13 protein-coding genes and 1 other annotated feature are annotated in these 13,810 nt (G+C 36.7%); of the genes, 5 read left to right on the plus strand and 8 right to left on the minus strand.

The genetic code is table 11. The annotated features are described in order from the left end of the window. Window positions 1–263: 263 nt before the first annotated feature. The 3 genes from Ana3638_RS05775 to Ana3638_RS05785 are packed head-to-tail and all read left to right on the plus strand — an operon-like array spanning window position 264 to window position 2,894. Window positions 264–1,268, plus strand: coding sequence for an ABC transporter ATP-binding protein (locus Ana3638_RS05775; protein WP_161837179.1), 1,005 nt, complete (start codon window positions 264–266; stop codon window positions 1,266–1,268). 11 nt (window positions 1,269–1,279) lie between these two features. Next, the gene (locus Ana3638_RS05780) at window positions 1,280–2,083 is read left to right on the plus strand and encodes an ABC transporter permease (protein WP_161837180.1); all 804 of its coding nucleotides are present in this window, start codon (window positions 1,280–1,282) and stop codon (window positions 2,081–2,083) included. Window positions 2,084–2,117: 34 nt separating this feature from the next. Beyond that, the gene (locus Ana3638_RS05785; RefSeq protein WP_161837181.1) at window positions 2,118–2,894 is read left to right on the plus strand and encodes an ABC transporter permease; all 777 of its coding nucleotides are present in this window, start codon (window positions 2,118–2,120) and stop codon (window positions 2,892–2,894) included. 124 nt (window positions 2,895–3,018) lie between these two features. Here the strand turns inward: Ana3638_RS05785 and Ana3638_RS05790 are convergent, their stop codons facing one another. Both Ana3638_RS05790 and Ana3638_RS05795 read right to left on the minus strand, forming a co-directional pair. Then, window positions 3,019–4,779 carry a DUF885 domain-containing protein gene (locus Ana3638_RS05790; protein WP_161837182.1) on the minus strand — a complete coding sequence of 587 codons (1,761 nt, stop codon included), beginning with the start codon at window positions 4,777–4,779 and terminating at the stop codon, window positions 3,019–3,021. A 145-nt stretch (window positions 4,780–4,924) separates the two neighbouring features. Beyond that, window positions 4,925–5,836 (minus strand): AEC family transporter, encoded by a 912-nt coding sequence (locus tag Ana3638_RS05795; RefSeq protein WP_161837183.1) that lies wholly within the window; start codon window positions 5,834–5,836, stop codon window positions 4,925–4,927. 339 nt (window positions 5,837–6,175) lie between these two features. Next, window positions 6,176–6,426, plus strand: a binding site (T-box leader). 184 nt (window positions 6,427–6,610) lie between these two features. Here Ana3638_RS05795 and metG point away from each other — a divergent pair. Next, the gene (gene metG / locus Ana3638_RS05800; RefSeq protein ID WP_161837184.1) at window positions 6,611–8,590 is read left to right on the plus strand and encodes a methionine--tRNA ligase; all 1,980 of its coding nucleotides are present in this window, start codon (window positions 6,611–6,613) and stop codon (window positions 8,588–8,590) included. Between the two features lie 173 nt (window positions 8,591–8,763). Here the strand turns inward: metG and Ana3638_RS05805 are convergent, their stop codons facing one another. From Ana3638_RS05805 to Ana3638_RS05830, 6 genes are all read right to left on the minus strand, one after another. Next, window positions 8,764–9,507, minus strand: coding sequence for an ABC transporter permease (locus Ana3638_RS05805; RefSeq protein ID WP_161837185.1), 744 nt, complete (start codon window positions 9,505–9,507; stop codon window positions 8,764–8,766). Continuing rightward, the gene (locus tag Ana3638_RS05810; protein WP_161837186.1) at window positions 9,494–10,228 is read right to left on the minus strand and encodes an ABC transporter ATP-binding protein; all 735 of its coding nucleotides are present in this window, start codon (window positions 10,226–10,228) and stop codon (window positions 9,494–9,496) included. The genes Ana3638_RS05805 and Ana3638_RS05810 overlap by 14 nt, the downstream gene beginning before the upstream one ends. 128 nt (window positions 10,229–10,356) lie before the next feature. After that, window positions 10,357–11,145 carry a MerR family transcriptional regulator gene (locus Ana3638_RS05815; protein WP_246240813.1) on the minus strand — a complete coding sequence of 263 codons (789 nt, stop codon included), beginning with the start codon at window positions 11,143–11,145 and terminating at the stop codon, window positions 10,357–10,359. A 268-nt stretch (window positions 11,146–11,413) separates the two neighbouring features. Further along, window positions 11,414–12,022, minus strand: a complete 609-nt coding sequence (locus Ana3638_RS05820; protein ID WP_161837187.1) for a manganese catalase family protein — start codon at window positions 12,020–12,022, stop codon at window positions 11,414–11,416. Between the two features lie 3 nt (window positions 12,023–12,025). Beyond that, window positions 12,026–12,280, minus strand: a complete 255-nt coding sequence (locus Ana3638_RS05825) for a spore coat protein CotJB (protein ID WP_246240814.1) — start codon at window positions 12,278–12,280, stop codon at window positions 12,026–12,028. Next, window positions 12,277–12,522: a spore coat associated protein CotJA gene (locus Ana3638_RS05830; protein WP_246240816.1), complete on the minus strand. Its 246-nt coding sequence runs from the start codon at window positions 12,520–12,522 to the stop codon at window positions 12,277–12,279. Before Ana3638_RS05830 ends, Ana3638_RS05825 begins: the two co-directional genes overlap by 4 nt. A 482-nt stretch (window positions 12,523–13,004) precedes the next feature. Here Ana3638_RS05830 and Ana3638_RS05835 point away from each other — a divergent pair, with 482 nt between their 5' ends. Next, the gene (locus Ana3638_RS05835) at window positions 13,005–13,781 is read left to right on the plus strand and encodes a TatD family hydrolase (RefSeq protein ID WP_161837188.1); all 777 of its coding nucleotides are present in this window, start codon (window positions 13,005–13,007) and stop codon (window positions 13,779–13,781) included. The last annotated feature ends 29 nt before the right edge of the window (window positions 13,782–13,810 follow it).

Here is a 13,810-nt window from a genome sequence, read left to right on the forward strand (position 1 = left end):
AAATTAACAATATAATCGAAAAGCAGTTTTGATTTTTTTATAACTTAATAAAATCCTTCTCAAAACTGGAAATTAATTTTACCACGGTTTTCCTGGCAAAATCCAGGAGAACATTACACTTGGCAAGATATTTCGAAACAATAAATCCATTTAAGGCAAGTTAACACATTTTTGACTGACTGAAAGAAGTCAACCTATATTGCTTTAACTGCCCGCTGATGGATTAAGGATTTCAAAAAAATATTACTACCAGGAGGCAAAAAATGATTGTAGTGGATCACATGAACAAGACCTTTAAGGTCGCAAGGCGTAATTCAGGTATTTCAGAAGCATTTAAAGCGCTTTTTCACAAGGAATACGAATACGTCAGGGCTCTTAACGATATCTCTTTTACCATTGCAGATGGTGAAATGGTAGGTTACATCGGGCCTAATGGTGCGGGTAAAAGCAGCACCATAAAAGTATTAAGCGGAATTTTAACACCGGATAGCGGAGAATGTTCGATTAACGGGCGTACCCCCTGGAAAAACAGGATAGAACATGTCCGTGATATCGGTGTGGTGTTTGGGCAGAGGTCCCAGTTATGGTGGGATGTACCTGTCATTGATTCTTTTGAACTGCTGCGGGATATTTATAAAATACCGGAGGTCAGGTATAAGCAGAATTTAGAAGAATTAGTCACTCTGTTAAACTTGCAGATGATAATTAAGACGCCAACAAGGCAACTCTCTCTGGGACAAAGGATGCGGTGTGAAATTGCAGCTTCCCTTTTACATAGTCCCAGCATTTTATTTTTAGACGAACCGACGATTGGACTGGATGCAGTCTCTAAAATCGCAGTCCGTAATTTTATATTAGATATTAATAAAAGACATAAAACAACTGTAATTCTCACCACTCATGATATGCAGGATATAGAAGCTTTAACAAAGCGTATCATTCTAATCGGCAAAGGTAAGATATTAATGGACGGAGAACTGGGTGATATGAAAAAGCAATTTGGCGGATACAAGAAACTAAGCATTGAGTATTCCGGTAAAAGGCTTGAGTTATGCGAGGGTATGAAACTAATATCCCATGATTTCTCCGGAGATGATAAAGAATCAATAGTTACCGGACATGCCGTTATTGAAATTAACACGGATGTAATTCCTGTTTCCGAAGTTATATCCGTATTATCAGCCCGGATAGATTTAAAGGATATATCTGTTTCAGGTTCTTCTATTGACGAAGTGGTAGTGGAACTTTATAAACAGTATAAGATATAGGGGGTGGTTTGATGAATAAGTATTTATCTTTTTTCCGCCTCAGGTTTCTATACGGACTTCAATACCGGGCTGCAGCCCTTGCAGGAATCGCTACCCAGTTTACCTGGGGTGCCTTGGAAATATTAATGTTCCGGTCTTTCTATGCCGCCGATCCAGGCGGATTTCCCATGACATTTTCAGCACTTACCAGTTATATATGGATGCAGCAGGCATTTTTAGCATTATACATGACCTGGTTTATGGAAAATGATATATTTGAAACCATAAGAAACGGCAATCTTGCTTATGAATTGTGCAGGCCTATTGATATTTATAATATGTGGTTTACAAGAAGTATGGCTACACGGATTTCAAGGGCGGTGCTTAGATGTTTGCCAATCTTGCTCTTTGCTGCTTTTCTACCGGCTCCTTATGGGCTTTCGTTACCCCGGGACGGAGGGGCTTTTATTTGGTTTCTCCTAACCATGGTTTTGGCATTTATTGTAGTAATCGCTTTTTGTATGCTGGTTTATATTATAACTTTTTATACCATATCTCCCTTGGGTGTACGTATGGTAGCGGTAGCTATGGTGGAGTTTTTCTCGGGTGCAGTCATCCCTCTGCCTTTTCTTCCGGGGAATATACAGCGGATTTTTGAGTTACTCCCCTTTGCTTCCATGCAAAACGTGCCTCTCAGAGTTTATACCGGAGATATAGCCGGACCAGCCCTGTATAAAGCGGTACTGCTTCAGATCATCTGGGTCTTTTTGTTAATCGCAACCGGTAAAATGCTCATGGCAAAAGCTATGAAAAAAGTAGTAATACAAGGCGGTTGAATAGGACTGCTGTGATATGCAGGGAGGTGTAAGTATGCAATTATATTTAAAATATTTTTCCATTCATTTAAAAAGTGCAGTTCAATACAAAATATCCTTTCTCCTAACCGCCGTAGGACAATTTCTGGTTTCCTTTAATGTATTTTTAGGGGTCTATTTTATGTTTCAAAGGTTTCATAAAGTAGAAGGTTTTACCTACAGCGATGTTTTGTTATGTTTTTCTATTGTTTTACTTGAATTTTCTTTAGCGGAGTGTTTTGCAAGAGGATTTGATACTTTTGCTACCACCATTGGCAACGGAGAATTTGACAGGATTATGGTAAGGCCGCGGAATGAAATGTTTCAGGTATTGGGAAGTAAAATTGAATTTACCAGAATCGGGCGTATGTTTCAGGCCATTATTATGTTTGTTTACGGAGTTCATAACAGTGATGTAACCTGGAGTCCGGATAAGGTTTTGACCGTATTGTTTATGTTTGTTGGCGGAACGGCAGTGTTTACAGGTATTTTCATTATCTATGCAGCTTTTTGTTTTTTTACCATTGAGGGATTGGAATTTATGAATATATTTATTGACGGGGCCAGAGAATATGGTAAATATCCAATCAGCATCTACGGGAAAAGAGTATTGCAGATATGTACGGTTCTGGTGCCCTATGCCCTGATTCAATATTATCCTCTCCTTTATCTTCTGGGGAAAAGCAGGAATCCGGGGTACATCTTTTTACCGTTACTGGCATGTTTCTTTTTAATTCCCTGTTATTTATTCTGGAAATTTGGTATCGGACATTATAAATCAACCGGATCATGATTTAAATGCACATGATTTAAAATGGGTATTAACCGGAATAAACTGGATTAATTTTTAAAGAAATAATAAAAGTTCCCTGCATCGAAATATCCGTGAGGTAGTTGATACAGGGAACTTTTATTTTTTATTTTTCAGCTTTCTTTACGGTTTTAACCCAATTATCCATACGGCCTGCAATAATGTCAAACTGTGCGGGGCCAATATCCAGCAAAAACTTATGGAAATCTTTTAATGCAAATTTATCTCCGAGAGCATTTTCGGCATTATTCTTTAAATCCATAAATTCCAAGTAACCAATACCGTATTCAGGATAAAGAGCAGGTTCTTCAATCATGGTATTATATAACAGCTTAATGGTAGAGGAGTCTGTTATATAATTTTTTAGGTAAGCAGCCGTATCGGCAAGGCTCCAGCCGTCATAATGAATGCCCATATCCAGGCGGCAGTACAGAGCCATATTGGCAGCCATATTTGCTTCCAGAAAATCTGCCACGTCTTCGCTGAATCCTGCAAGATGATAGGAGTAATATTCCACATAAGTTGCCCAGCCCTCCGCATAACCGCCAAAACTAAGAAGATTTCTTATAGCAGCCGGTTTCTTGCTTCTAAAATATACGGATTGATATAAATGTCCGGGATAACCCTCGTGTGCAATGGTAGTAAAAATCTGTGATAAATCGTAATCCGGATTTTTATTAATATAAATAATATTATTATCATAACTGTCTAATGGCGGTATTAAGTACATTGCAGGGCTTAAATGATCCTGCAGAGATTTATCCACATATTTTATGGAGCATTTTACATTGGGTATGGGAGGAAAATCTTTCTTTATGGCACCTTTTAAGTAATTAATTATTTCAGAGGGATCTGTCAGGGAATAGGATAAGGACTTAACCGTATCATAAACCTCCGGATTTTTTCTCATTATGGTGTTGAGCTTTAGCATATTGGTACTTAAGGAGGTGTCAAGCATCTTCTTTAATTCCGGAATGGGGCGGGAAGAGCCGGTATTTACCTTAATTAAATACTCATAATATTCTTTACCCTTTTCATAATGACATAAACCTTCTTGATTTGTACCGGTTCCTTTTAAATCCGTCAGAGTTTCCATTAGTAATTCATAGGCAGGTATTACGGAGTTAAGAACCGCATCTTTATTTGAGGTTTCATAGGCTTTTATTTCTTCCTGTGTTAAGCCTTCAATATCAGTTAATTTATCATTGAATATATCAATTAAATAATTATTTTTTTTATCATTAACGAACTCTTTACACTGATCTATGATACTGTCGGCCACTTCATCGTTCATAAATAAACCGGCTGCGGATTTATTTCTTTCAAAATCGCAGATTTCTTTAAAATAGTCGTATACCTGAGGCAGCATTTTTAAATAAGTGTCAATATCTTCTTTCTTATAAAAGTTATATTCAGCAAGAAGCACCGGAAGTTGTGCCTGTATACCGGTAGTCGGTCCAAGGCCTTCGCTGTACTCTATAAAATCGCCCAAAGATGTTTCTAATTCCAGGTCTTCTTTTAATATATCATAAGAAAGCTGCTGATCCTCAGTTAAGGAATTGTAATCATATTTTTTAAGGGTTGCCAGGTAATTTTCCGAAGCTACCAGAGATTCCTTTATATAATCTACAGTATAGTGTCCAATGGTAACTTCCGGATTTTTAATACCATAATTTTCAGGATTAGCCAAAGAATAATTCAGAGTAAGAGTATCCTTTTGTACTTCGGTTGCAAATACACGGTCTAAAAAGGTATCAAAATCTTCGGTAGGAGTATTATCCTTTCCATTTGCGGAACAGCCGAGAATGTTAAATAACATTAAAAACAGCATTAGGGCAAATATCAGGTATTTCTTTTTCTTGTTCATAATTAAACCAGACCTTTCTTTTAAGCAGAACACTTGCTGAATGTTTAGCGAATAAAAATAACACTAGAATCTGGCAAACCAGACTCTTACTTATAATACATTTCATTCGTAATATTATGAGGAAAGGCAGGTATATATTCTTACATTAATTTAAGAATATTCCTAAAACCCACATTAATATAAAACTTATGATAATAGTTAAATTAGTTAATGTTCCGACCAGTTTCTTATCAAGGTCAAACTCAACAGAATACGTAGTGGTAGACATGCTGACCGGTAATATTAAACCGATTAAAACCGTATTACGAAATAAAGGTTCAAAGGGAAGTACAAAGTATAATATGATACCCACAGTAAGCCCTGCTCCATAACGGAGAAGTAAGGATTTTAATATACTAACCCAGTGGCTTTTTTCAAGATTGAAACTTAAAAAAATTCCCAATACTAACAAGGATAAAGGCATATTTGCCTTAGAGAGTGCACCTGCAAGATCCAAAACGAAACTGGGATAGTTAAGATGGAAAAAGTTTAATAACAGGGTCAGAATATAAGTTAACATGGGAACGGAACGGCACATTTTCTTTAGGAGTTCTTTCGGATTAATCTTTCCGTTGTTTGAAGTATAGAAACTACCCAGAAAATAACATAATCCATATATAATCAGGGCATTTCCCATATCCAGCATTCCAAAGTATTTTAATCCCTCTTTACCCCAGAGTGCTTCTACCAGGGGGTAAGCAAATAAACCTATATTAAAACCAACGGTGGTCATGGAAAGGGCACCTTTATTTCGTGGAGTTTCATTTCGAAATACAAAGTTCCCCAAAAATGCTACAAAACAACTAAAAACTATTACAATGACCGGCAAAATAACCAGAGAATGAGTTACTTTAATTGTACTGAAAGTAGTTATAATGAGTGCGGGTAAGGTAATATTAAAAATAATTCTGGAAATTCCGTCCCCATCTTCTTCTTTTACTAAATGAAATTTTTTGCTGAAATAACCAATGATAATAATGGTTAAGGACAGTAGAAATTGTGTATTTATACTAGTCAATGAATTGTCCTCCCTAATTTGGATAAGAATAAAATTCATTATATCATAATAACAGGAATCTGCAATAAAATAACTTCCTATAAAAGTAATTTATTATACCATATAAAATCGAGCTGCCACGGCAAACGTTTGAAAGAAATTATTTTCAGGATCAAATGCGGTTATCCAAGTTGGGTGAATATTCATCCATTATAGGCGATTACCAAGCTGAAAAAACGCTTTTTTAAATATTTGCCGTGATTAACTCCCAGGTATCAGTTGACAAATTAAATAGCACGTGCTATTCTAAATTTTAGAAAAAATGGGTAAACTAGTGTATAAGTAACTATAATTGAATAAGTAAAAGCTATGAAAAGAAGAGTAAACAAGGATACCATGTACAGAGAGCCCTGTAAAGCTGAAAGAGGGTCATAGGTGAATTGCTGAAGATGGTCTTGGAGCTGTGCACTGAGAGGAATGAATATTTCTTTAGGCTGCGACGGGTGCAACCGTTATATTGATATGCTGTTGTAAGGCAGCAGATAAGGATCTGATTGTGAAATCAGGTTAAATTAAAGTGGTACCGCGGGATTTAAGCTCTCGTCTTTAGATTGATTAAAGGCGTGAGCTTTTTTAATTCAAGGTAAGTTCCAGGAACTTACCTGTAAATTAAAAAGACCACCGGGCAGGATGCACATATACACGCAAAAGGTTATTATCCTTTGGATGGTGTCACTGAAGTGACAGCGAGCCGGCGCCAGAGGCTTTCTTACCGCATTATTTAGGAGGGTTAAAATGAATAAAAAACCATATTATATTACAACCGCAATTGCATACACATCGGGAAAACCGCATATTGGAAACAGCTATGAAATCGTATTGGCTGACAGTATAGCAAGATTCAAAAGACAGCAGGGATATGAGGTATTCTTCCAGACCGGTACGGACGAACATGGTCAGAAGATTGAAAACAAGGCTTCTGATGCGGGTATTACACCAAAAGAATTTGTAGATAAAGTAGCCGGTGAAATTAAGGACATCTGGGATATGATGAATACTTCCTATGATAAATTTATTCGTACTACGGATACTTATCATGAAAAGCAGATTCAGAAAATATTTAAAAAATTATATGAAAAAGGAGACATTTACAAGGGTTATTATGAAGGAATGTATTGTACCCCTTGTGAGTCTTTCTTTACCTCTTCCCAGTTAGTGGACGGAAAATGCCCGGACTGCGGCAGGGAAGTTCAGCCGGCCAAGGAAGAAGCTTATTTTCTTAAATTAAGCAATTACACAGACAGGCTGATCGAGCATATTAAAACACACCCGGAATTTATCCAGCCTGAGTCCAGGAAAAATGAAATGATGAATAACTTCCTGTTACCTGGGCTTCAGGATCTTTGTGTATCCCGAACTTCATTTAAATGGGGTATTCCGGTAGACTTTGATGATAAGCATGTAGTATACGTTTGGCTGGATGCTTTAAGTAACTATATCACAGGCCTTGGTTATGATGCGGACGGTAATCATGGGGAATTATTTAAAAAATTCTGGCCTGCAGACCTGCACCTAATCGGTAAGGACATTTTAAGGTTCCATACCATTTATTGGCCTATTATGCTTATGGCTCTGGATATTCCGCTGCCTAAGCAGGTATTTGGTCATCCCTGGTTATTACAGGGTGAGGGTAAGATGAGTAAATCCAAAGGTAATGTATTATATGCGGATGAGCTTATCGATTTCTTCGGTGTGGATGCGGTTCGTTATTTTGTACTTCACGAAATGCCATTTGACAATGACGGTGTTATAACCTGGGAACTTATGGTTGAGAGAATGAATTCAGATCTTGCCAACACGTTGGGTAACCTGGTTAACAGAACCATCTCCATGTCCAATAAATATTTTGGCGGTATTGTAAATAATGCCGGGGTAAAAGAGGAAGTGGATGAAGAGTTGATTACTCTTGCCCTGGAGACGCCGAAAAAAGTAGTGGCAAAAATGGAGCAGTTAAGAGTAGCAGATGGGATTACGGAAATATTCACTTTATTTAAGCGGTGCAACAAATATATTGATGAAACTATGCCTTGGGTATTGGCAAAAGAGGAAGAAAAACACAAAAGGCTGGAAACGGTATTATATAATTTGGTTGAAAGTATTTGTATCGGCGCAAGCCTGTTAGAATCCTTTATGCCGGATACCTCTGCAAAAATATTACAGCAGTTAAACGCCAAGGTAAGAACCATTGATGAATTAAACCAATATGGTGTTTATGTTTCCGGTACCAAAGTAACGGAAACACCGGAAATTTTATTTGCCCGCCTGGATTTAAAAGAAGTATTGGAAAAGGTGGAAGCAAAGAAAGCAGTCGAAGTGAAAGAAGTTAACACCGACAGCGAAAAGGCTGAAGATACGCAAGCACAAGCAGTTATTGATATTCCTGCAAAAGAGGAAATCACCTATGATGACTTTATGAAGCTGCAATTCCAGGTTGGCGAAATTATTGCCTGTGAAGCAGTACAAAAGTCCAAAAAGCTTCTTTGTTCCCAGGTAAAAATCGGCAGCCAGGTAAAACAGATTGTATCCGGTATTAAAGCACACTATTCACCGGAAGAGATGGTTGGCAAAAAAGTCATGGTATTAGTTAACCTAAAACCGGCTAAATTAGCAGGTGTTTTATCCGAGGGTATGCTTTTATGTGCAGAGGATGAAAACGGGGAACTGGCTCTTATGGTTCCTGAGAAGAAAATGCCTGCCGGTGCGGAAATCTGCTAATTAATTTAATGCTACTATAAGGTTATAAAATAAACTATAATATTTAATTATAAAAGACCTGCAATACAATTAATATCCGTTTCCTTAAGTTTATCAAGGAGTAAGGTATTAATCTGTATGGCAGGTTTTATTTAAGTATTTTAGCTGCTAATTAATTGATACTTCCACTTATTTTATTCCCAACGGAAAAAACGAATTGAGATGCTTATGCAAATTACGGCAATTGCAATCATGATAATAATTGGAATCGCGATACTGTTTACCGGTAATCCCAGGGAAGCAGCTTTCAATAACTTTATCCCTTGAGTCAGGGGTAAAACATCGGATGCTTTTTGCAGCGCTGTCGGCATAATCTCATAGGGCAGGGTAGTACCTGAGAATATAAGCATAGGAAAATAAAGTACATTGCATACCAGATTAACGGTTTTTGTATTTGGTGCAATACCGCCCACCATCATACCAAGGCTGTACATAGACAATATTACTAAAAAATATGCTCCGATAAAATGAAGCCAGGAGCCTTTCATCTGATACCCAAAAAAGATAGCGGCAGCCGAATAAACAAGCAGCAAAGATATTAATGCATAAAACATATTTACCGCAACTTGAACCAATAAAATTAAGGAAGGGTTGATAGGTGTTACTTTAAATCTTTTTAGAATTTTTTTATTCCTGTAATCAGAAACGACCAATGGAAGGCCCATCATACCGGCAGCACATATTGCAATTGATGACACCGCACCAAATGATTGTTCCATAAAGGTGTAATCTGCACCCTCGAAAGCAGGTTTATTTCCAAATAGGATTCCGAGTATAACGGTAATAACAAGGGGCATGGCAAGTGCAAATATCACCATATCCAAACCTCTAAGGGATAGTTTTAATTCTGTTTTAAACATTGTGCTAAATCGTTTCATTCTTATCTTCCTCCTCATCGGTGTACCAAAGATAGGCATCCTCGAATTTTTTATACGGACTGGATTCAATTGCATCTTTAACGGTTCCGCTAAAAATCATCTTACCCTTTTTTAGAATACAGATATTATCACATAATGCTTCCACCTCGTCCATAAAATGAGAAGTTAGAAGAATTGTTATTCCTTTCTCCTTCAGACGGAGAAGCCCACTCCAGACAGTTTTTCTTGCTTTTACATCAAGCCCGGTGGTAAGCTCATCTAAAAATACAACTTCGGGATCCGGAATTAATGCAAGAATAATGAAAAGCCGTTGTTTTTGTCCTCCGGAGAGCTCACTAATGGGACTATTTAATTTCTCTAACAGACCATATTGACTTAATAACTCGTTGTAATCAGCGGGACTTTTGTATAACGACTGGGTAACATTACATAATTCTTTCACTGTTATTTTATCCTGGTAATTCGCTTCCTGAAATTGAACCCCCACCTTTTCGTATAATTTCTTCCGGTCTGTCTGAGGGTTGAGATTTAAAATGGATGCGATTCCGCTGTCCTGTTTTTTCGTACCTAATATGCATTCTAGAGTAGTACTTTTACCCGCTCCGTTTGCACCAAGCAGACCGAATACTTCACCTTTTCCGACTTTAAATTCCAGATTCTCAATAGCCGGGATACCTGCGTAGGATTTACATAATTTTTCTACTTTTATTATTGGTTCCAAAGTTAATTTTCCTCCTGTTTCTGGTAGATTTTCTTGTACAAATCACACTCTGTTTATTAATGTCTGATCAAGTTACAAGACGATTCAGATTTTACATATAAAGAATAACACCAGAAAAAAGTCTGGTGTTAAAGTGGAGGGTTACTATTTATTGTTTTTTTCATATACACCAGTTGTTTCCTCATAACCAATGCATTAGCCTGTGCTTTACCTAATGATGTAAGCAGTTTATCACAAACGGATATAATATCATCATTATCTGACGGGGTATCAATGATTGTTCTTATATCGGCGTTGGGATTTTCGGACAGGGTATTCAGAAGACGTAATATTGCAGTAAGCGAATAATTGGCGCAGCGGAGAGAACGAATTATTTTTAATTGATTAATTTCATTTTCAGAATATATCCGATAGCCGTTTTGTTTTCGTTTAATTGTCACCAAACCATTCATTTCCCAATTTCTTAGCGTATCAATTGAAATATGCAGATAATCAGCAGTTTCTTTTCTGGACAATAATAGTCCAACTTCTTTTTTATTGTTGCCGCGCAAAAGCTCTTTTACAATCTTTATAGCTTCTTCCGCATTATTTTGTTCCGTTCTTATTTGCTTTATGTAATTATCGGTAAGTGTTATTGCATTATCAAAATCTCCTGCAGCGGATAGCTTAATTATGGAGATTGCATTTTTTCGTAATCCGTTCTGTAAAACTTCTATCTGTAAAGCAATCCTTACAAGCTTAATTTGTTCTAAATGAAATTCTGTAAAAATGCGATAACCATTCGGCTGCCTTATTGGTTTGGGTATAAAGCCAAGCTCCTCATAGAGTCTAACTGTATTTGGATGTATGCCTATTATCCGTGCAATTTCGGACGTTTTATATGTATTCGTGGTACCACCTCCAATATAAAAATACAATAATTATTTTTATTTAAATATATAATACAACTGTATACTGTACATAATCTGATTAGGTTTTTATTGGATGAATCTTATAATTATTTTACCATATATTATAAGTCTGGTGATATAATGGAAGGTTTTATTATAATACTCTTCATACGATCAATTTATGGTTTCAGTTAAAAGAAATTAAAGTATTAAAACCGGAAGATATACTTTGAAATAATAAAACCTGTCATATAAATTCTCCTGGGAAAATTTTCATGACAGGTTCTTTATGAGTTTATTTCATTAAAGGTTTATCCAGTTCCGTATTAACAGCATAAAAGTTTTTGGAATCTAATCGTTCCTGCACTCTGATTAAAGCTTCGCCAAAACGTTGATAATGAACTACTTCACGTTCCCGTAAAAAACGGATGGGATCAATAATTTCCGGGTCCGTTATTAGGCGGAGAATATTATCATAAGTGGTACGTGCTTTCTGTTCGGCCGCCAAATCTTCATGCAAATCTGTTAATGCATCTCCTTTTGACTGGAAAAAGCAGGAGTTAAAAGGGATACCGCCGGCTGCCTGCGGCCAAAGGGCAGTAGTGTGATCAATATAATAGGCATCAAAGCCACCGGTTTTGATTTCGTCCAGACTTAAATTTTTAGTTAATTGAAATATAATAGCACTGATAATTTCCATATGAGCCAATTCCTCTGTGCCAATATCTGTTAATAATCCGGCAACCTCTTTATAAGGCATAGAGTATCTCTGTGAGAGATACCGCATGGATGCGGCCAATTCTCCATCCGGTCCGCCAAACTGACTGATAATCAGCTGTGCCATCTTAGGATTCGGATTGGTAATTTTGACCGGAAATTGAAGTCTTCTTTCATAGGTCCACATATTTTACAACTCTCCTTCCCAAGGCCAGGGGCTTTCAACCCAAGTCCATTGATTTTCTTGTTTTACATTATAAGCCAGAATTGGACCGAAGTTTTGTTCATATTCCTGCAATATCTGTTTCCGTTGATTTTTATATTGTTCATAATTTGATATTGCTTCTTTTTCATAAGGATGGGTATCTAAGAATAATCTAAGGTCGTCCAATGCAAAGCAGACAGCCTGGACATTTTTCATCGCATCGCATTTATCTTGATTCATAGAAGTGTTCCTCCTATTCCGTAAAATGGTAGATCCAGCTCTTTAAACAGGGTACCAGCCTGTAAGGCATAATTAATATCATATAGATCACGAAACTGCTGCACAGGAACATAAGCCATTGCTAAAGACGGTGAAGCCAAAGTACTGTTGTCACCGCTGTCACAAGGAAGTTTGGGAATACCTGAGATGGAACAATCTTTTGGAGCTATCTTAAGATCAGCCTGTATTAAATCCATATTCATACTTAAAACTCCTTTCCGTTTCAAACTTGGGAAATTAAAAAAATTTTATAATTCCTCAAAATTTAGTTTGTCTTTAAATGAATGAGAAAATACTAGGAATTATAAGTATGAAATCCATAAATTATATAAAGTAAGATTTTCTTTTCACTTAAAAATAACCACTTCAATATAGAAATAACCATTACAAATAAAAATAGTCATTACAAGTAAAAATAGCCATTATAAACAAAAATAACCATTTTTTAGTAAATATTTTTAATAAGAGCTTTTGTTTTGTATCTAACTCAATCTTCCGTTACAGAATAAAGTAAAAAGAAGAATAATTAGTACCAAGCTTGTTTTAGCCAGAAAAGAAGAAAACATAGACAAAATATAAGAAAATCACTATAATACAATAGGAACTTCATTTAAAGAAAATTTGAAATAAGAAAGGTATTACAGTAATACGTCTGTCCGCAGGTGTGTTATGCATAGGTATAAAAATGATTTTTGAGACACACGCTCATTATGATGATGAAGCTTTTGATGATGATAGAGACAGTTTATTAAAAAGCCTGTATTCGGAGGGAATAGAATATGTGGTTAATGTGGGAGCCAGTATCACGACTACGGTAAAAACCCTGGAATTAATGAAGCAATATCCATTTGTCTATGGTGCGGTGGGTGTTCACCCAAGTGAAACGGCAGAATTAAATGAAGAAAATTTTAAATGGTTAGGTGAGACTGCCTTGCTTCCCAAAGTAGTTGCAATCGGTGAAATCGGTTTGGATTATTACTGGGATACGCCTGAACGCTCCATTCAAAAGGAATGGTTCAGCCGTCAGATGGAACTTGCCAAGGAATTAAAACTCCCGGCTATCATACACAGCAGGGATGCGGCTGCAGATACCCTGGATATGATACAAAGTGCTGACTTAAAACAAACCGGCGGAGTGATTCATTGTTTTTCCTATGGAAAAGAAATGGCGAAAAGTTATCTGGATATGGGATTTTACTTAGGAATCGGCGGAGTAGTAACATTTAAGAATGCCAAAAAACTAAAAGAAGTAGTGGAGTATGCGCCAATGGAACAGTTAGTCTTAGAAACTGACTGCCCTTATCTTGCACCGGAACCGAACAGGGGTAAGAGAAACTCATCCCTGAATTTAATTTATGTTGCTCAGGAGATAGCAAAATTAAAGGGAATTTCCTGTGAAGAAGTTATAACAATTACAGAAAATAATGCAAAAAAAATGTATGGCTTTCCCCGTTTTGAGTGAAATGCCGCATTACGTTATCAAAACCGTAA

It is taken from the genome of Anaerocolumna sedimenticola (assembly GCF_009931695.1).
Classification (GTDB): Bacteria; Bacillota; Clostridia; order Lachnospirales; family Lachnospiraceae; genus Anaerocolumna; species Anaerocolumna sedimenticola.

What these genes read in the sequence shown, in the direction of transcription:
- Ana3638_RS05775 (WP_161837179.1), top strand. Translation starts at nt 264, where the DNA reads ATGATTGTAGTGGATCACATGAACAAGACCTTTAAGGTCGCAAGGCGT.
- Ana3638_RS05780 (WP_161837180.1), top strand. Translation starts at nt 1,280, where the DNA reads ATGAATAAGTATTTATCTTTTTTCCGCCTCAGGTTTCTATACGGACTT.
- Ana3638_RS05785 (WP_161837181.1), top strand. Translation starts at nt 2,118, where the DNA reads ATGCAATTATATTTAAAATATTTTTCCATTCATTTAAAAAGTGCAGTT.
- Ana3638_RS05790 (WP_161837182.1), bottom strand. Translation starts at nt 4,779, where the DNA reads ATGAACAAGAAAAAGAAATACCTGATATTTGCCCTAATGCTGTTTTTA.
- metG (WP_161837184.1), top strand. Translation starts at nt 6,611, where the DNA reads ATGAATAAAAAACCATATTATATTACAACCGCAATTGCATACACATCG.
- Ana3638_RS05805 (WP_161837185.1), bottom strand. Translation starts at nt 9,507, where the DNA reads ATGAAACGATTTAGCACAATGTTTAAAACAGAATTAAAACTATCCCTT.
- Ana3638_RS05820 (WP_161837187.1), bottom strand. Translation starts at nt 12,022, where the DNA reads ATGTGGACCTATGAAAGAAGACTTCAATTTCCGGTCAAAATTACCAAT.
- Ana3638_RS05825 (WP_246240814.1), bottom strand. Translation starts at nt 12,280, where the DNA reads ATGAATCAAGATAAATGCGATGCGATGAAAAATGTCCAGGCTGTCTGC.
- Ana3638_RS05830 (WP_246240816.1), bottom strand. Translation starts at nt 12,522, where the DNA reads ATGAATATGGATTTAATACAGGCTGATCTTAAGATAGCTCCAAAAGAT.
- Ana3638_RS05835 (WP_161837188.1), top strand. Translation starts at nt 13,005, where the DNA reads ATGATTTTTGAGACACACGCTCATTATGATGATGAAGCTTTTGATGAT.